General features: G+C 74.1%; 18 protein-coding genes. 12 read left to right on the top strand and 6 right to left on the bottom strand.

The features are described 5' to 3' along the window. Window positions 1-325: 325 nt before the first annotated feature. Window positions 326-565, bottom strand: a complete 240-nt coding sequence (locus ACIQGV_RS14210) for a chaplin (RefSeq protein ID WP_402494350.1) — start codon at window positions 563-565, stop codon at window positions 326-328. 262 nt (window positions 566-827) lie between these two features. On the opposite strand from ACIQGV_RS14210, the gene ACIQGV_RS14205 reads away from it, so the two are divergent. Further along, window positions 828-1,406 carry a tellurite resistance TerB family protein gene (locus tag ACIQGV_RS14205; protein WP_402494348.1) on the top strand — a complete coding sequence of 193 codons (579 nt, stop codon included), beginning with the start codon at window positions 828-830 and terminating at the stop codon, window positions 1,404-1,406. A 130-nt stretch (window positions 1,407-1,536) separates the two neighbouring features. Next, on the top strand, window positions 1,537-2,913 hold the full coding sequence (locus ACIQGV_RS14200) for an FAD-binding oxidoreductase (RefSeq protein ID WP_402494346.1): 1,377 nt from the start codon (window positions 1,537-1,539) through the stop codon (window positions 2,911-2,913). 110 nt (window positions 2,914-3,023) lie between these two features. Here the strand turns inward: ACIQGV_RS14200 and ACIQGV_RS14195 are convergent, their stop codons facing one another. Beyond that, window positions 3,024-3,857 (bottom strand): class I SAM-dependent methyltransferase, encoded by an 834-nt coding sequence (locus tag ACIQGV_RS14195; RefSeq protein ID WP_402494344.1) that lies wholly within the window; start codon window positions 3,855-3,857, stop codon window positions 3,024-3,026. Between the two features lie 203 nt (window positions 3,858-4,060). Between ACIQGV_RS14195 and ACIQGV_RS14190 the strand changes: the two genes are divergently transcribed. Then, window positions 4,061-4,891 (top strand): DUF1206 domain-containing protein, encoded by an 831-nt coding sequence (locus tag ACIQGV_RS14190; protein ID WP_402494342.1) that lies wholly within the window; start codon window positions 4,061-4,063, stop codon window positions 4,889-4,891. A gap of 35 nt (window positions 4,892-4,926) precedes the next feature. On the opposite strand, the gene ACIQGV_RS14185 is transcribed toward ACIQGV_RS14190, so the two are convergent. After that, entirely contained in the window at window positions 4,927-6,117 is a 1,191-nt protein-coding gene (locus ACIQGV_RS14185; protein ID WP_402494340.1) for a serine/threonine-protein kinase, read from the bottom strand. A 229-nt stretch (window positions 6,118-6,346) separates the two neighbouring features. On the opposite strand from ACIQGV_RS14185, the gene ACIQGV_RS14180 reads away from it, so the two are divergent. Then, window positions 6,347-7,195 (top strand): dienelactone hydrolase family protein, encoded by an 849-nt coding sequence (locus ACIQGV_RS14180; RefSeq protein ID WP_402494338.1) that lies wholly within the window; start codon window positions 6,347-6,349, stop codon window positions 7,193-7,195. Window positions 7,196-7,255: 60 nt separating this feature from the next. On the opposite strand, the gene ACIQGV_RS14175 is transcribed toward ACIQGV_RS14180, so the two are convergent. Next, window positions 7,256-8,479 carry a saccharopine dehydrogenase family protein gene (locus ACIQGV_RS14175; protein WP_402494336.1) on the bottom strand — a complete coding sequence of 408 codons (1,224 nt, stop codon included), beginning with the start codon at window positions 8,477-8,479 and terminating at the stop codon, window positions 7,256-7,258. 144 nt (window positions 8,480-8,623) lie between these two features. Here ACIQGV_RS14175 and ACIQGV_RS14170 point away from each other — a divergent pair, with 144 nt between their 5' ends. Next, a complete protein-coding gene (locus ACIQGV_RS14170; RefSeq protein ID WP_402494334.1) occupies window positions 8,624-9,340 on the top strand; it encodes a TetR/AcrR family transcriptional regulator in 717 nt (238 codons plus the stop codon). On the opposite strand, the gene ACIQGV_RS14165 is transcribed toward ACIQGV_RS14170, so the two are convergent. Continuing rightward, window positions 9,337-10,350, bottom strand: coding sequence for a LacI family DNA-binding transcriptional regulator (locus ACIQGV_RS14165; protein ID WP_402494332.1), 1,014 nt, complete (start codon window positions 10,348-10,350; stop codon window positions 9,337-9,339). The genes ACIQGV_RS14170 and ACIQGV_RS14165 overlap by 4 nt on opposite strands. A 419-nt stretch (window positions 10,351-10,769) precedes the next feature. Between ACIQGV_RS14165 and ACIQGV_RS14160 the strand changes: the two genes are divergently transcribed. Both ACIQGV_RS14160 and ACIQGV_RS14155 read left to right on the top strand, forming a co-directional pair. Next, window positions 10,770-11,702 (top strand): DUF1996 domain-containing protein, encoded by a 933-nt coding sequence (locus ACIQGV_RS14160; protein WP_402494330.1) that lies wholly within the window; start codon window positions 10,770-10,772, stop codon window positions 11,700-11,702. A gap of 106 nt (window positions 11,703-11,808) precedes the next feature. Continuing rightward, a complete protein-coding gene (locus ACIQGV_RS14155; protein WP_402494328.1) occupies window positions 11,809-12,441 on the top strand; it encodes a DUF305 domain-containing protein in 633 nt (210 codons plus the stop codon). A 42-nt stretch (window positions 12,442-12,483) separates the two neighbouring features. Here the strand turns inward: ACIQGV_RS14155 and ACIQGV_RS14150 are convergent, their stop codons facing one another. Then, window positions 12,484-13,203 carry a VOC family protein gene (locus tag ACIQGV_RS14150; RefSeq protein ID WP_402494326.1) on the bottom strand — a complete coding sequence of 240 codons (720 nt, stop codon included), beginning with the start codon at window positions 13,201-13,203 and terminating at the stop codon, window positions 12,484-12,486. 424 nt (window positions 13,204-13,627) lie between these two features. On the opposite strand from ACIQGV_RS14150, the gene ACIQGV_RS14145 reads away from it, so the two are divergent. The 5 genes from ACIQGV_RS14145 to ACIQGV_RS14125 all read left to right on the top strand — a co-directional run bounded on the left by ACIQGV_RS14145 (window position 13,628) and on the right by ACIQGV_RS14125 (window position 17,452). After that, window positions 13,628-14,368, top strand: a complete 741-nt coding sequence (locus ACIQGV_RS14145) for a hypothetical protein (protein WP_402494324.1) — start codon at window positions 13,628-13,630, stop codon at window positions 14,366-14,368. Between the two features lie 218 nt (window positions 14,369-14,586). Continuing rightward, a complete protein-coding gene (locus ACIQGV_RS14140; protein WP_402494322.1) occupies window positions 14,587-15,399 on the top strand; it encodes a PP2C family protein-serine/threonine phosphatase in 813 nt (270 codons plus the stop codon). 73 nt (window positions 15,400-15,472) lie between these two features. Next, window positions 15,473-16,507: an MASE1 domain-containing protein gene (locus tag ACIQGV_RS14135; RefSeq protein WP_402494320.1), complete on the top strand. Its 1,035-nt coding sequence runs from the start codon at window positions 15,473-15,475 to the stop codon at window positions 16,505-16,507. A 133-nt stretch (window positions 16,508-16,640) separates the two neighbouring features. Beyond that, window positions 16,641-17,108 carry a DoxX family protein gene (locus ACIQGV_RS14130; RefSeq protein WP_402494318.1) on the top strand — a complete coding sequence of 156 codons (468 nt, stop codon included), beginning with the start codon at window positions 16,641-16,643 and terminating at the stop codon, window positions 17,106-17,108. Next, window positions 17,105-17,452 carry an FG-GAP repeat protein gene (locus ACIQGV_RS14125; protein WP_402494316.1) on the top strand — a complete coding sequence of 116 codons (348 nt, stop codon included), beginning with the start codon at window positions 17,105-17,107 and terminating at the stop codon, window positions 17,450-17,452. Before ACIQGV_RS14130 ends, ACIQGV_RS14125 begins: the two co-directional genes overlap by 4 nt. Window positions 17,453-17,561: the final 109 nt, after the last annotated feature.

Below are 17,561 nucleotides of genomic sequence, written 5' to 3'. Positions count from 1 at the left end.
CGGGCGGACCGTGGCGAAGGGGACGCTGCCGGGCGGTCACCGGGAGCACGCGCTCACCGAGGACCTGTCGGCCGGGGCATCGACGCCCACCGCGACGGCCGAGCGCACGGACCCCCCGCACGTGCGCGGCCGGCTTCGGCCGGTACGGCGTCCACCGGCCCTGACGGGCAGGCGGGCCGGGGGCAGGAGGGCCGGGAGGGAAGGGGGGCCGGGAGGGAAGGGGGGTCGCCCCGCCCGGCTCACAGGCGGGCCGGGGCGACACGCACGTCCGAGTGCGTCACTGCCGACCGGGGGTGCAGCGTCGCTGCTCCCGCACGGACGTCGGTCAGTCGTTGGCGTTCACGCAGACGTTGCCGGCGGTCGGGTTGAGCAGGCCGACGAGGTTGATGCTGTTGCCGCAGGCGTTGAGCAGGACGTCGATCGGAATCTGGACGACGTTGCCGCTCAGGATGCCCGGGGAGTTGGCGGCCGCCCCGACCGTCTCGGGATCGTCGGCGGCCAGTGCCGAACCGGCTCCGCCGAACACGACGGTGGCGGCCAGGACGGCTGAAGCGATGATGCGCATGGGTATCTCCTGGTGAGAAGGGAACTGCTCTCACCGCTCAGCCTCACCCGGCGGCCGGGGGTCGGCAACGCGCGTGGGCCGGATGGTGAGGGGCCCGCTCCCGGGGCGGACGGCCGGGCCCCGGGCCCCGGGCCCCGGCCGTGAGGACCGGTGCGGTGCGGGGCGCCGGCGGGTGACGGGGATCCGGCGGGGAACTTCACGGTGCGGGCGGCCGTTCCCACGATGACGGCGGAACGAGACGGCAGAGGCCGAGGTGGCTGGTATGGCGATGTGGGACCGGATCAAGGACCAGGCCAAGAGCCTGCAGCAGCAGGCCCAGGGCGCACGGGGCGCCGGCCCCCAGGGCGGCCACGGCGGACAGGGTGGTCACGGCGCCATGGGTTCCGGTTCCGGCAGAGGCTCCAGAGCCCAGTTGGTGAGCACGCTCAAGTCGCAGCTCACCTCCCTGAAGGCGGAGCTGAAGAGCGGTGCCTTCCGCGACGCCAGCATGGCCGTGTGCGCCCTGGTCGCGGCGGCCGACGGACATGTCGACCCGACCGAGCGGCAGCACGTGGAGTCGCTGATCCTGAACAACGACGTCCTGGCCAACTTCCCGCCGGACCAGCTGCGTCAGCGCTTCAACCAGCATGTCGACCAGCTGTCCTTCGACTTCCCGCAGGGCAAGAGAGCGGCCCTCCAGGAGATCGCCAAGGCGGCGAAGAAGCCGACGGAGGCGCGCGCGGTCGTGCAGACGGGCTTCGTCGTCGCGGGCGCCGACGGCTATGTGGCACCGGCCGAGGAGCAGGTCCTGCGTGAGGCGTGTGCCGCACTCGGGCTGTCGCCGCAGGAGTTCGGCCTCTGAGACGGCCTCACCCCCCAAAGTCTCGCCCGGTTCGGCCTCCCCGGCTTCTCGCAGCTCAGCGGAGTTCCTACGCTGCGGCTACAAGGACGCTGCGGGCGGGTCCGGCGGCGAGATTCTCCGAGGGGTGGCCATGACTGCTAGGAGCCAGAGCGATCAACTCGCCGATCATCTGCGGCAGGTGACGGCCCCCGGGCGGGTCGTGACGTCCGGGCCGCAGTACGAGGCGTCCCGCGCCCTGTGGAACGGCGCGGTGGAGAGCCGGCCGGGGGCCGTCCTGCACTGCGCCGACGTGAGCGACGTCCAGGCGGGTGTCACGGCCGCGCGTGAGTTCGGGGTACCCCTGTCGGTGCGGGGCGGCGGTCACGGATGGACGGGGGCCGCGATAGCCGACGGCGGTCTGGTGCTCGACCTGAGCGCCATGCGGCGGGTCACCGTCGACGAGGACGCCGGGGTGGCCGACGTCCAGGGCGGCGCCAGGGCCATGGACGTGGCACGGGCGGCCGAGGCGGCGGGCCGGATCGCGGTGACCGGCACCTCCGGCTCCGTCGGGATCGTCGGCTTCACCCTCGCCGGTGGATACGGGCCGCTGGGCGGCCGGTTCGGCCTCGGCATCGACAACGTGGTGGCCGTCGACCTCGTCCTCGCCGACGGGAGCGCGGTCACGGCCGACGCCGAGCACGAGCCCGAGCTGCTGTGGGCCCTGCGCGGCGGCGGCGGGAACTTCGGCGTGGTGACCTCGGTACGGGTGCGCGTGCATCCGCTGTCCGGCGGGGTCGCCGACCCGACCGTGCTTGCCGGAACGATTCTCTACCCCTGGGAGCAGGCCAGTCCGGTCCTGAAGGCGCTCGGTGAGCAACTGCCGGAGGTACCGGACGAGTTGACGGTGACCTGCGGGGTCTTCACCGGGCCGGCCGGTACGCCGCTCGTGTACGTCGCGCCGACCTGGTGCGGTGACGCCGACACCGGTCGCGCGGCCGTCGACCCCTTCACCCGGCTGGGCGATCCCGTCATGGCGCAGGTGGGGCCGACGCGGATGACCGAGACGCTCGCCGGCACGGACACCATGGCCCCGGCGGGCCGCCATGTCGAGGTCCGCCCCCGCAGCGTCCCGGGCCTCACGGACGGAGTGGTCGACGCCCTCGTCGCCGGCGGGGACTCGCTGACCTCGCCCATGTCCGCGATCTACACGCACGTCCTGCACGGTGCCGCCGCGCGGGTGCCCGTCGGTGACACCGCCTTCGCGATGCGCACGCCGCACATGCTCGTCGAGAACGTCGCCGCCTGGCAGCCGGGCGACGACGCCGCACTGCACCGCGGCTGGGCCCGCGCCCGGTCCGACGCCCTGGCCTCCGAGGCGCTGACCGGCGGATACGTCAACCTCCTCGCGGCGGACGAACAGGACCAGATCTCCCACGCCTACGGCCCCAACCGGGACCGCCTGCTGGCCGCGAAGCGCGCCTACGACCCCGAGGGTCTCTTCCGTGCGACGCCGCTGCCCCGCGTCTGACGCGTGACGCGCCCGGGTCGCACCGGCCGCGACGCCGGTGCGGCCCGGGGGGCAGGGGCCCGCCGAGGGCCCCTGCCCCCGGCGGGCCGCCACGGACGGCGGGCCGCCCGCTACGCGTCGCTCCTGCGGGCGGTGACCAGCAGGTACTCCCACTCCATCACCCCGTCGGCCAGATGCTTGGCGGCCAGTTCCGCGAGGGCCGTGTCCAGCGCACCGACCTTGTCCGGGTCGTCGGCGATGAACCGGTACACGGCGATCGTGGGCCCGTAGCAGGTCTTGAAGTACTCACGGAAGTCCTCGGGAGCGGCGAACCGGTCGACGCGGACCGTCTGCCGCCGTGCGTCCAGGTCCGTGACGCGGTCGCCGAGCAGCTCGGACACATGCTCGGGGTCGCCCCACAGCGGCGGCGGCTGGGCGCCGGGCGGCGGCGGGGGAGCGTAGGGGCGCATGGCGGAGAACATCTGCCCGATGAACCCCTCCGGCGTCCAGTTGATCAGCCCGACGACACCACCGGGGCGGCAGACGCGGACCAGTTCGTCGGCGGTGCGCTGGTGGTGCGGGGCGAACATGACCCCGACGCACGACATCACGGTGTCGAACTCGCCGTCCGCGAAGGGCAGTGCCTCCGCGTCCGCCTCGCGCCATTCGAGTCGGGCACCGCGCTCCTCGGCGAGCCGGCGTCCGGCCTCCAGCAGTTCGGGGGTGAGGTCGCCGGCCACCACGTCGGCCCCGAGGAGCGCGGCGGGAACGGCCGCGTTCCCGGAGCCGGCCGCGATGTCGAGCACCCGGTCGCCCGGGCGGATGCCGGTCTGCCGTACCAGTTCGCCGCCCAGCTCCGCGACGACCTGCTCGGCCACGCGGGGATAGTCGCCCAGCGCCCACATCGCGCGGTGTTTGGCCTTGAGCGCCTGGTCGGCCCGGTCCGCTTCGTTCGCCTCGGACATACCGCATCCTCTCCCAGCCGCAGAGCGTTGCCCGGAGCCTGCGGGCCCCCCGGCTCCGGCACCTCATCCGACTCTCTCACGGCAGCGGGACGCGTGCTCGCGCGTACGGCGGGCACATGTTCAGCCCTGGGGGACCGAGCGGGGGATCCGGCCGACGAGAGCGGAGAGACCCGGCCGGCCGGACTGGAGAGGGGTGACGGCACATGACCACGACCGGGGCGTCCACGGCGGTGGCGGGACGGGCGGCGAAGGGCGACGCCGTGCGGGCGGGTGCCCGCGCGGGGTTCGTGGCGCGCGGCGTGCTGTATCTGCTCGTCGGAGCGCTGGCCGTACGGGTCGGCCTGACGGGCACGAAGGAGCAGGCCGACCGGGGCGGAGCGCTGGCGGACGTCGCCTCGACGCCGTTCGGAGGCGCGCTGCTGTGGGCCCTGGGCGCGGGGCTGGCCGGGATGGCGCTGTGGCGGCTGTCGGAGGCCCTCTTCGGCGCCGCGGGACCGAAGGGCCACAAGCCCGCGAAGCGCCTGACGGCAGGAGCCCGGTCCGTCTTCTACGGTGTGAGCTCCTTCCTCGTGCTGTCCTTCGCGACGGGCGACCGGGGCAGCGGCGCGGGCTCGACCGACCGGCAGAGCCAGGACGTCACCGGCCGGCTGCTCGGGCTTCCCGGCGGACCGTGGTGGGTCGGGGCGCTGGCCGCCGGTGTCCTCGGCGCGGGTGTGTGGATGGCGAGCCGGGCCGTCCTGCGCAAGTACCGCGAGCATCTGACCTGGGCGCGCATGTCACGGCACCAGCGCCGCCTCATGGACGTCACCGGCGTCGCGGGCGGCGTCGGCCGGGGGCTCGTCATCGCCGCGGTCGGCTTCTTCGGGCTGAAGGCGGCCGTCGCGTTCGACCCGGCCGAGGCCAAGGGCATGGACGACGTGATCCGGTCCTTCGCCCACACCCCGGCCGGACCCTGGCTGCTGCTCGCCGTGGCGCTCTCGCTCGTGCTCTTCGGCGTGTTCTCCCTCGGCCAGGCCAGGTGGCGCCGCGTCTGAGCCAGGTGGCGCCGCGTCCGACCGGCGCGCGCCGGTCAGACGAAGCACTCCAGGATCAGGGGCAGATCCTCCAGCCATTCCTGCAGAAGGGACCGTCTGCGGGCGCCGACCAGGCAGGGGTGGAAGGTGCCGTCACGGAGGTGGACGGCGACCCTGAGCTGCTTGGAGCCCTCGGCCGCGTACTCGACCCGGGTGATGTCCTGCCAGACGAGGTGCACATATCCCGACTCCGTGCCGAGCGCGACGCCCGCGGAGTCGATCAGGAGCGAGTTCCCGGCGTCGGCCGCGACGAAGGAGACGTCGGTGTCGGGCGACGGACGGCCCGGGAGGGCAGGAGCCGTCGGGGCCTGGTGCAGGGGCACGGAGAGGGACGGCCGGTAGGCCGGCGGCGGAGGGATCGCCACCGTGGGGGAGTACTCCGCCGAGCGTGGCGCGAACAGGTCCAGCAGATGCTCGGGCGTCGGCCGTTCACCCGGATCCTTGGCCAGGCAGGACTCCACCACCGGCCGCAGACCCTCCGGCACCGCCGACAGATCCGGCGGCTCGTGCACCGAGCGGTACATCAGGCCGATCGGCGTGCCCCCGCCGAACGCGCTGCCGCCCGCCGCCGCCACGAGCACGGCGCCCAGCGCGAACACGTCGGCCGCACCGGCGACCTCCTGCCCGAGCGCCTGTTCCGGAGCCAGGAACCCCGGCGTCCCGAAGGCCGTTCCGGTGGCCGTCATCCGGCTGGACTCCAGGGCCCGCGCGATCCCGAAGTCCAGGACCCGGGGACCGTCCGCGGCCATGACGATGTTCCCGGGCTTGAGGTCCCGGTGCACCAGGCCGCAGCCGTGGATCGCCGCCAGTGCCTCGGCGAGCGCCGCGCCCAGCTGCCGCAGCCGCGCCTCGGGCATCGGCCCCTCGTCCTCCAGCAGCGCCGCCAGGGTCGGTCCCGCCACGTACGCCGTGGCCAGCCAGGGCGACGACGCCTCGGGGTCGGCGTCCACCACGGGGGCCGTGTGGAAGCCGCCGACGCGGCGCGCGGCCTCCACCTCGGCGCGGAACCGCTCCCGGAAGTGCGGGTCGGCGGCGAGGTCCGGGCGTGCCACCTTCACGGCCACCGCGCGTCCGCCGCGCGAGCGTGCCAGATAGACGGTGCCCATGCCCCCGGCGCCCAGCTCCCGCTCGACGGCGTACCCGCCGATGTGCACGGGGAGACCCGCACCGACCGACCACTGCTCCATGCGCTGAACGTCCCCCTAGATCTACGGCGCCTCAGTATGACCCAGCCCTCCGACACTCCGTTCCGCGGCCGTCCGGCGGTCCTGGCGAAACCGGCTCCCCCGGTAGTTACCTGACAGTAGGATCTGCTCCGCGGTCCGGACGCAGGACCGGACCGCGGACAGGGAAAGAACCAGGACCAGGACAGGAACGGGCCCGCACGACCGGGGCCCGCCGGAGCCAGGAGGACCCGTGGCCGACGACGCACTCGCGGACTTCACCAGGGAGCGGTTCACCCACGGCGGCCGCGCGCACACGGTGCTGCGGTCCGGGCGGGGCCCGGCCGTGATCGTCATGGCCGAGATCCCCGGCATCACCCCGAAGGTCGCCCGGTTCGCGCGCCGGGTCCGCGACATCGGCTGCACGGTGGTCCTGCCCGACCTGTTCGGCGTCGCGGGACGCGATCCCGACCCCGCGGCACACGGATGGGCCGGCACCGCCGTGACGGGTCTGCGCGCCGGCGCCCGCATCTGTGTCAGCAGGGAGTTCACCGTCCTCGCGGCGGGCCGGACCTCTCCCGTCGTCACCTGGCTGCGCGCCCTCGCGGTCCATGAGCACGAGCGGTGCGGCGGCCCGGGCGTCGGCGCCGTCGGCATGTGCTTCACCGGCGGTTACGCCCTCGCCATGGCCACCGACGAACGGCTCCTCGCCCCCGTGCTCTGCCAGCCGTCCCTGCCGCTGGCCGTCTCCGCGCGCAACCGCCGCTCCCTGGACATCTCCCCGGCCGACCTGCGCACCGTCCAGCAGCGCTGCGAGGCCGGACTGACCGTCCTCGGCCTGCGCTTCCGCGGCGACCGGCTCGTCCCCGGCGAACGCTTCGCGCTGCTGCGGGAGAAGCTCGGCGAGGCGTTCGTCGGGATCGAGCTCGACGACAGCACGGCGAACCCGGACGCGTTCACCGCACCGCACTCCACGGTCACCGAGCACCTCGTCGACGAACCCGGCCACCCCACGCGCCAGGCACTGGAGCAGGTCCTGGACCATCTGCGCACCCGGTTGCTGACCCCGCTGCCGGACCACCCCGCGGGGAGCCCCGCGTAAGGGAGCCCGACGACCCGGCCGCGGGGCGCCCGGGGACGGCCGGTCGGGCCCGGACGCCGGTCAGCCCTGTTCGCGCAGGCCCCAGGGAGACCCGTACTCCGTCAGCAGATCGAGGAAGGGGCGGGGCGGGAACGCCTCGGGGCCGAGGACGCCGCGGCCGCTCCACGCTCCCGTGGCGAGGAGTTCGAGGGCGACGACGGGGTTGACCGCGGTCTGCCACACGACGGCCTGGGAGCCGTACTCGCGCATCGACCACTCGTTGTCGACCACGTGGTACAGGTACACCTCACGGGCCTCCCCGTCCCGTGTGCCCTTCACCCAGGTGCCCGCACAGGTCTTGCCGGTCATCCGGTCGCCGAGAGTAGCCGGGTCGGGCAGACAGGCCGCGACCACGTCGCGCGGCGAGACGGCGACCGGCCCGTCCTCGCCGGGGACGGTGACCCTGGCCGTGGAGTCCAGGCCCAGCTCGTGCAGCGCCTTCAGCCGGGCGATGAACGCGTCGCCCAGCCCGTACTTGAACGTCACCCGGCGCGCGTCCACCCAGCGGGGGATCAGCAGCACCTCCTCGTGCTCGACGTTCACGCACTCCACCGGACCGATCCCCTCGGGGAAGTCGAAGACCTCCGGCTCGCTGAACGGCGCCGTGGTGAACCAGCCGCGGTCCCGCTCGTAGACCACGGGCGGGTTGAGGCACTCCTCGATCGTCGTCCAGATGCTGAAGGAGGGCGCGAAGTCGTACCCCGCCACGCTCAGATCGGCTCCGTCACGGACACCGATCTCCTCGATCTCGTCGAACAGCTCGTCCGCCGCGTAGCGGGCGAACACGTCCGACAGCCCCGGCTCCACCCCCATGCCGACCAGCGCCACCCGCCCCGACTCCGCCCAGCGGTCGCCCAGCTGGAACTGCTCGTCACCGAGCTTCACACCGCACTCCTCGTACGGCCGCAGGGCGTGCGGAACGGACAGCGACATCGCCATGTCGAGGTAGTGGACACCGCTCGCCAGCGCCGCCTCGAACAACGGCATCACGAAACGCGGGTCGGTCGCGTTGAGCAGGACGTCGCACTCGTGCTCCAGGAGCATCCGGCGCACCCCCTCCCGGTCGGAGGCGTCCACCTGCCGGGCGACGAACCGGCCGCCCCGGTCGTCCAGGGCGGCCACGGCGGCCTCGGCCCGGGAGAGGTCGTAGTCGGCCACCACCATCCGGGCCAGAAAGTCCCTGCGGGCCGCGATCCGGGTGACGGCGGTTCCGACGCCCCCCGCACCCACGAGAAGTACGCGCATGCCGGACACCTTTCCTGATCGTGGGAGACGGCGCCTCCCGGGTGCTCCGATGCAACGGGACGGCGGCAGGTAGAGTCAACGGTGTTGGCATAAGGAGCGGCCGCGGTGCCGGCCGCTTCGCGGTGACGGCCGGGGAGGACGGGAATGCCGAAACAGGTGGTGCCGGAGGGAGCGCGCCGCAGGCGCCGCCCGACACGGCAGGGCACCGTGCTCTCCGAGGAGCTGATCGTGCGGACCGCGCTGCGCCTGCTGCGCGAGCACGGCGGCGCCGGACTCACCGCACGGCGCCTCGGCCTCGCGCTGGGCGCGGACGCCAGCACCCTGTACCGCTACTTCACGGGCATGGACGACCTGACGCGGGCGATCGGCGACGAGCTGATGGGCCGCGCCCTGGACGGCTGGACGGCCACCGGTGAATGGAGGGCGGACCTGCGTGCCCTCGGACTCGCCGTCCACTCCTCCTACCTCGCCCACCCGCAGGCCGCCGTGCTCACCGCCAGCCGGGTGACCGGGCGGCCGCGCGAGATCGCGGTGGACGAGACGATCCTCGGCATCCTGCGCGGCACGGGGCTGCCGGACGGCACCGCGGTCCTGATCTACCACGCGTTCATCGACCAGAGCCTGGCCTTCGCGGCCCTCGACGCCGGAGCGCTGGCGCTGACGGACGAGGCCCGCACCGGGGACGAGGGAGTGTGGGCCACCACGTACGCCCGGCTCCCGGCGGCGTCCCACCCCCACATCGCGGCCACCGCCCGGCTGCTGACCGACCGCATGCCGCACAGCGCCTACCCGGCCGTCCTGGAGATGCTGCTGGAGCACACGGCGGCACAGGTCGCGGGCCTGAACAGGTCACAGCACTAGGCACACCCCTGATCGCCGGCCGTCGACCGGCGGACCACGACCGTCGTCTCCAGCACGGCGTGCGGGTCGCCGGACCGTTCACCGGCCAGCCGCGCCAGCAGCATGCGGGCCGCCGTCTCGCCCATCTGCCGCATGGGCTGGCGGACCGTCGTGAGCGACGGCTGGGTCAGCCGGGCCATCGGGATGTCGTCGAAGCCGACGACGGCGACGTCCTCGGGCACCCGCAGGCCCGCCGCGCGCAGGGCGGCCATCGCGCCCACGGCCGCGAGGTCGTTGTGGGCGAAGACGGCGTCGAAGGCCCGCCCCTCGCCGAGCAGTCGGTGCACGGCGGCCCCGGCGTCGCCCTCGGTGAAGTCGCTCTCGACGACCAGCGCCGGATCGAGGGGGTGCCCGTGCTCGGCGTAGACCGTGCGGAACCCGTCGAGGCGGTCGCGTACGCAGCCGAAACGCAGGGGGCCGGCGAGGACGAGAGGTCTGTGCCGGCCCACGGCCAGCAGATGGCGCGCGGCGGAGGCGCCGCCCTCGTGGTTCGCGGCGGTCACGTACGGGAACTCCGGGTGGCGTCCGCGGTCGTCGATCAGCACGACGGGGAGCCCGCGGCGGTGGAGCGCCGTCAGCATGTCCAGCGTGTTCTCCGGCTCCACGACGAGGAGTCCGTCGAAGGCGCCCGCGGAGACCTGGCTGGTGAACCGTTCGACCGAGTCGACGCCCCGGTTGCAGGTGAACAGCAGCAGCCCGTACCCGGCCGCCTCGACCGTGTCGACGACTCCCTGGACGACCTCGCCCATCCACGGCCAGGTCAGTGACGGCACCAGCATGCCGACCGTGCGGCTCTGCCCCCGGGCCAGGCCCACGGCACCCGAGCTCGGCACGTAGCCGAGCCGGTCGATGACCTCCCGTACGCGCGCGGCGGTCGAACGGTCCACCTCGGCGCCGGTGTTGAGCACCCGCGACACGGTCGTCTTGCTCACACCGGCCATGCGGGCCACGTCCGCGATGGTGACACGCATTGCATTCCTCCGCTGAACGGGACCGCCGGTCCACGGTGCCGGACGTCGCCACCGGTCAGGAGCCTTTCCGGTGCGACGCCCGAGTGAAACAGTGCTGTCCGAGTGCCGTCAACTCCTGACGGTCCGGGCGCCGTTGGAGCCACGGGTCGCCTCCGTGGTCACGGTGTCCGCGGACGCCGGCCCGGTGCGGGCCGAAGCCGGGCCGCGCCGTGAAGAGTTGAAGGCGGACGGCCGTCCGAACGTACCGATCCGTACGAGAACTATTGACGGCTGCATGACATCCCGGTTCACTCCCGCCAAGGCCGGAACCGGTTCCGGACCGTGCCGGTACCGGTTCCGGCACTCCTGTCAGGAACCCGTACCCCTGTCCGGAACCCGTTCCGGGAAGCACCCCCACCACTTCCTCAAGGAGGAGTGCCGTGCTCGGAAGTTCCCCCCGCCCGTCCTCGGACCGCCCCCGGCGGCGCCGCGCCTGGTCGACCGCCCTGGCCGCACTGGGCCTGCTGCTCGCCACCGTGTACACCGGTCAGACCTCGGGCGGCGCACCGGCGACCACCGACATCAAGGCCGCGCCCCAGGGCGCACAGGTGGTCCGCGTCGCCGAGTTCCTCGCCGAGTGCCCCTACAGCCACAGACTGCCGGACGACCCGATCGTCCTCCCCGGCCTGCCCGGGGCCTCCCACATGCACAGCTTCTTCGGCAGCAGGGCGACCAACGCGCACACCAAGGTCACCGATCTGCTGGGATCGTCCTCCACCTGCAGCCCGGCCATCGACACCTCGTCGTACTGGGTGCCCACGATGTACCGCAACGACCAGCCGGTCGAGCCCACCGGCACCACCTTCTACTACCTCGGCGAGGGCGTGCGGGACGACGTCATCCAGCGCATCCGCCCCTTCCCGCAGGGCCTGCGCGTCGTCGCGGGCAACGCCAAGGCGACCGGCGTCGGCGACCCCACCTCCGTGGCCCGCTGGTCGTGTCTGCACCACGGCGAGGTCAATCCCTCGAAGGACTTCGTCACCTGCCCGGCCGGCTCCATGCTGGAGTCCTACCTCGACTTCCCGCAGTGCTGGAACGGCCGGGACCTGGACTCCGCCGACCACAAGAGCCACATGTCCTACCCGGTGAACGGCGGCTGCCCGGCCAGCCACCCCGTACCGGTCCCGAAGCTCCGCCAGGTCCTGCGCTACCCCGTCTCGGGCAGCACCCAGGGGCTGCGCCTGGCCTCCGGACCCGGCTACACGATGCACGGCGACTTCTTCAACGCCTGGCCCGAGAACGAACTCGCCCGCAGGGTCACCAACTGCATCAACGTCATCGTGAAGTGCGGTGCGGACGGCACCCCGTCCTGATCCCCGGCCCACTGACCCCCGACCCCTGACCCCCGACCCCTGATCCCCGGCCCCTGATCCACCCGGCCGGTACGCCCCGACACGGTGAGAGAGCGAAGGAGCGGAGATGGCGGACACCGTTGCCGACCGGACGAGGACGCTCGTCCTGGTCACGGCCCTGCTCTGCGCACTGACCGTGTCGGGGTGCGCCGGCTCCCCGCAGCCGGGGGACCCCGCCCCCGGAGCGACGGCCGGCGCCTCGCGGGCCGTCGCCCGGGGAACGAGCGGGGCCGGGGACGGCACCGCGACCGCGCGGGGCGGCCCCGACGCCACCGAGATCGGCTGGATCCAGCTGATGATCGCCCTGGACGGCCAGGCCCGCCACATCCTGCGTCTCGCACCCGGACGGGCCGCCGACCGGAACCTCACGGTCTGGGCGGCCGGTGTCGCCGAGCACCACCGCCGCGAACTCGTCACCCTGCGCGCCCTCCTGGCCGACGCGGGAGTGCCGGACGACAACCCTCACGAGGGCCACGACATGCCGGGCATGGCCGACGCCGCCGAGCTGCGGGCCCTGACCGGCGCGCGCGGCACCCGCTTCGACCGCCTCCTGCGGTCCGCGCTGCGCGAACACCTCGTCCAGGCAAGGAAACTGGCGACGGCGGTGCGGTCGGCGCGGACGGGCCCGGCGGTCCGGGACCTCGCGCGGACGACCGCGGGCTTCGCCGCCGACGCGCTGCGCCGCATGCCGGCCGGCTGAGCCGGGCCCGGCGGCGGACCTTTCGCCGAGAGGTGTCCCCGCTCAGGGCAGCACGCGGAACTCGTTGCCGTCGGGGTCCGTCATCCGCACACCGCCGTGCTCGTCCCGGCCGGTGCCGACGCGCGCCGCCCCGAGCGAGAGCAGCCGCTCGACAGCCTCCTCCTGCCCGGCACCGTCCGCCGCGACGACGTCGAAGCGCAGCCGGTCCCTGCTGCCGCCCCTCGGCATCAGCGGCGGCCCGCCCCAGGTGATCTTCGTGCCGCCGTCCGGGGACTGGATCGCGGTCTCCTCGTCCTGGTCCCACACCAGCGGCCAGCCGAGCGCCTCGCTCCAGAAGTACCCGACCTTCTGGGAGCCGTCGCAGGCCAGCGCCCCGATGAACCCGCAGCCGGCGAGGAACTTGTTGCCCGCCTCGATGACACAGAACTCGTCGCCCTCGGGGTCCGCCAGCACCACGTGCCCCTCCTCCGGGCGCTGGCCGACGTCGATGTGGCGTCCGCCCAGTTCCAGGGCCCGCTCCACCGTGCGCCGCTGGTCCTCCGCGGACGCGCTGGTCAGATCGAAGTGCATCCGGTTCTGGACGGTCTTGGGCTCCTGCGTGGGCAGGAAACGGAGCCGGAAACCGGTGTCGTCACCGGGCAGGAGCACGATGCCGTGGACGGGGTCCTCGGTCAGCTCCCGGCCCAGCAGACCGGACCAGAACTGTGCCAGGCGCAGAGGTTCGTGCGCGTCGAAGCCGAGCGCGAAGAGGTCGCACGTCATTCCCCGTTACTCCTTAGGTCCCCCGCCCGCCCGCCGCGGCACGGCGCCGCACAGCCTAGGCACGGGCGGACGGTGATCGCAGCCGAGTATCCGCGCCCCGCCCCGCCCCGCCTGCGCCGTCCGCCTGCCCCGCGCCGCCTGCTCGCCCGTGTCGCCCCGCGCCGCCCGCCTGCCCCGCGCCGCCCGTGTCGCCCCGCGCCGCCCGCCTGCCCCGCGCCGCCCGTGTCGCCCCGCGCCGCCCGCCTGCCCCGCGCCGCCTGCTCGTCCGCGCCTGCGCCGCCTGCGCCGCCCGTCCGCGCCGCCCTGCCTGTCCGTCCGTTCGCGTCGTTCGCGCTCCGGGCGGCGTGGTGGGTTCGCCCGGCGGGTGACTCCGGTCGGGTCCCAGCGGTTGAGGGGGGCGGTGCTCGCATAGGACAGTGAAGACATGAGCCGGCACCGACGACAGCCCCGGCGGGTTCCATGGATCGCGGGAGCCGTGACGGTGCTCGCGCTGAGCGGGGCCGGGACCTGGGCGCTGGTCGCCCAGAACGACGACTCGCCCCGGCCGGCTCCTTCGGAGTCGGCCGAGCTGTCGCTGCCCACACTGGACCCCCTGCCGACCTTCACCCCCGAGCCCGCCACGCCGACCACGCCGACCACGCCGACCACGTCCGAGCCGGAGGGTTCGGCGTCGCACGCACCGGCCTCGCCCACGGCGTCCGAGTCCGGGGCGCCGACCACGGCCCGGCCGCCGGCCACGCGGACACCCGCACCGGCGCAGACCGGTGCCCGGCCGTCCGCGCCGCCGGGCGACCGGCCCGCGTCCCGCCCGCCGGCGGCGGAGCGGCCGGCCACGCGGACACCGCGGGCGACCCCGACCCGTGTCCCCGGCCACGAACCGCCGGAGTCACCCGCGCGCACACCGGTGGCGCCCACGGCGACGCAACCCTCCTCTCCCGCGCCCACCCCCTCGGCACCGGCGACCGACGGGGGCGCGGCGGGTACGACGACCTGGTACACGTCCCCGGCCGCGGTGGCCGCGGCCCAGCGGATGGCCGCCGCCGGGACGGTCGGCGACCCGGCCTGTTCGCTGTCGGCCGTGGGCCGGCCGGACCCGGCCCTGGTCCCGCAGGTCAGCCGTATCGGCATCGGCAGTCACGGTGCCTACTGGTGCCTGATCTGGTAGCCCGGCCCCGCGGGCCCGTCCGTCCTCGCTCGCCGGGCGTCCTGCGGACGGCGGCACTACGATCTGCTGTGGGGTCTGCGCCGCGGCCGGTTCCGCAACGGGCGGGTCCCCGACCGGCGACGGACCACGAGCTCCCGGCCCGGAAGAGAGCCGGTCCTCCGCCGGTCGTGTGGTCCTCGCGTGGTGGCTCACGGCCGGCGTGCCTCGAAAGGGCCCACATGTCCCGGCACCACTTCCGTCGCCCGGTGAACGCCGACGCCCTGCTGGCCAGGCTCGACCGGCTCACCGCGCAGGCGCTGGAGCGCACGGAACTGCACCGGGCCCGGATCGAGCTCGCCGAAGCCCTCCAGCGCGGGATGCTGCCCGACTCCCTCCCCGAACTGCCCGGGCTCAGAGCCGGTGCCCGGTACGCGCCCGCCCGGTCCGGTCTGGACATCGGCGGCGACTGGTACGACGGTTTCCGGCTGCCGGACGGATCGCTGGGGTTCTCGGTCGGCGACGTCCAGGGCCACGACGTGGAGGCCGCGGCCTTCATGGGCCAGGTGCGTATCGGGCTGCGCGCGGTCGCCGCCTTCACCACCGACCCCGGCGAGGTGCTCAGCCGCACCAACGACCTGCTCGTCTCGATCGACTGCGGCCTCTTCGCCACCTGCAGCTTCCTGCGCTACGACCCGGCCACCAGGGAACTCCTCGTCGCCCGGGCCGGGCATGTCCCCACCGTGTGGGCGACGACCGGGGGCCGGGGCGGCATCCTGGAGGACGAGGGAGGCGTCCCCCTGGGCGTCGTACCGGACGCCGGATTCCCGGTCACCCGCCACCGGCTGCCCGCGAACGGAGTGATCGTCCTGGTCACCGACGGCGTGCTGGAGGGGCCGGCCTTCCCGATCGAGGCCGGTCTGGAGCAGGTGCTGGACATCGTCCGGGCCGGGGCGGGCGGCGACCCGGACCGGCTCGCGGCGCGGGTCATCGCGGTGGCCGATCTGACGGGGCACACCGACGACGCGGCGGTGCTCGTGCTGGGCGGAGCGTGATGAGGGTGACAACCGGCGTACGCCCGGCGTGTCCGGTCCGGCTTCGAGCCCCGGCCGTCGTCCGATGACGGGCGTGGTGCGTTTCGAGGGCCTGCGGCGCCGGGCCGGGACGGTCGCGACGATCCTCGCGGTCGCGCTGGCGTACGCCGTCACCGGCAGACTCGGCCTGCTGGCGCAGGTCGTCGTGGAGGGAGCCCGGATCACCCCGCTGTGGCCGCCGACCGGTGTGGCCCTGGCCTGTCTGCTGCTCGCCGGCGTCCGCGTCTGGCCGGGCATCGCCGTCGGGTTGCTGCTGGTCATGGCGAGCCTCGGGACGCTCACCCCCGCCGCCCTCGTGGTCGCCGCCGGCGCCACGGCGGGCCCGCTGTGCTCCTGGCTGCTGCTGCGCCGTCTCGGCTTCCGCAACGAGCTCGACCGGCTCAGGGACGGACTTGCGCTGGTCTTCGGCGGCGCCTTCGCGGGGATGCTGGTCAGCTCCGGGGTGGGGAGCGTGACGCTGCTGGTCACCGGCCGGCTCTCCGGGGGCGACTTCTGGTCGGTGTGGTCCGCCTGGTGGACGGGCGACGCGATGGGCGTTCTGGTGGTCACCCCGCTGCTGCTGGGCCTGCGCGCGGCGCCGTCGCTGCGCAGGAGCGACCTTCGCGAGTGGATCGAGCCGTCGGTGCTGGTGGCGGCCACGGCGGCCATCACGGCCGCCGTCACCCGGAGCCCGCTGCACATGCTGTTCCTGCTCTTCCCGCTGCTCGTCTGGGCGGCCCTGCGCACCAGGCTCGTCGGTGCCGCGCCGTGCGTGCTGGTGCTGTCCGTGCTCACCGTGGTCGCGGCCACGCATCGGCAGGGGCCGTTCGCGGACCGCAGCCTCGTCGAGAACATGGTCGTCCTCCAGGCACTGAACGGTGCCGCCGCGCTGACCGCCCTGCTGATGGTGGCCGTCGTCTCCGAGCGGGAGAACACCTACCGCAAGATCGAGGAGGTCTGCGCCGTCCTCACCGAGGTGGTGGCGGGCCTGGCGCCGTCCGACGGGTCCGGCCGGACGCGCGACCGGATCGGCCCGCCGCCGGATCGTGCCGACGGGCGGGCGGCGCCGGACGCGGAGGAGGCCGGGTGACCCCCGGCGCACGACACCGCCGTTGAACGGATCGGTCCGCGGGCACGTTGAGTGAGAGAGACGGGCTCTCGTCCGTCGGCTCAGCCCTGCCCTGTTCCGCCGAGGACGCGGACCGAACCGGGAGTACCCGCCGATGAATCCTTCGAGCCTGAGCGACCGGCTGTCCCAGCGGCAGCCCCTCGTCCTCGGTCTGTTCCGTGTCGTCCTCGGTCTGCTGTTCGCCAGCGAGGGCGCTGCCACGGTCTTCGGGATCCTGGACCGCGACAGCAGCCCGGTGGGGGATTGGCCCTACTGGTACGCCGGTGTGATCGAACTGGTCTGCGGCACCCTCGTCCTGCTGGGCGTGGCGACCCGCAGCGCGGCCTTCCTCAGCTCGGGCATCATGGCGTTCGCCTATTTCACCGAGCACCAGAAGGACGGTCTCTTCCCCCTCCAGAACGGCGGCCTCGCCCCGGCCCTCTTCTGCTGGGGCTTCCTCCTCCTGGTCTTCTCAGGGCCGGGCGCGCTCGCCCTCCCGGCCCTGACCCGCTCCACCGCCCGGGGCACGCGCGATCCGCAGGACGCCCGATCCGGCACCTCCTGGGGGACGCAGACGCCGTGACCGCGCGGTCCGCTGCAACCTTTCGACCGTGTCGCACGTCACCTCTCCATCAGGCGGGCCGGCGCGCCGGTGAGACCCGTGGTGTCCCCGGCCGGTCCGAGCCCCGCGACTGCTTCGGCAGCACGGTGTCCGCCGGGGACGTGACCAGGGACGGCAGGCCGGAGCTGTTCGTCGGCGCCGTCTGCGAGAAGCGCAACAACGGCGCCGTCTTCGTCCTGCCCGGCGGCCGCTCACGTCCGACCGGGACCGGCAGCCGCGTCTTCACCCCGGACCAGTTCGGCTTCCACCAGGAGTACGGCACCTACCTGGGCGGCCACGGGCTGCTGTGGATCATCGGAAGCTGAGCACGGCCGCACGGCACGGCCGCACGGCACGGCCGCACGGCACGGCCGCACGGCACGGCCGCACGGCACGGCCGCACGGCACGGCCGCACGGCACGGCCGCACGGCACG

Source organism: Streptomyces sp. NPDC093094 (genome assembly GCF_044754345.1).
Lineage (GTDB): Bacteria > Actinomycetota > Actinomycetes > Streptomycetales > Streptomycetaceae > Streptomyces.
Note: the sequence above shows the minus strand (reverse complement) of the source record. Positions and strands in the feature narration are given on the sequence as shown.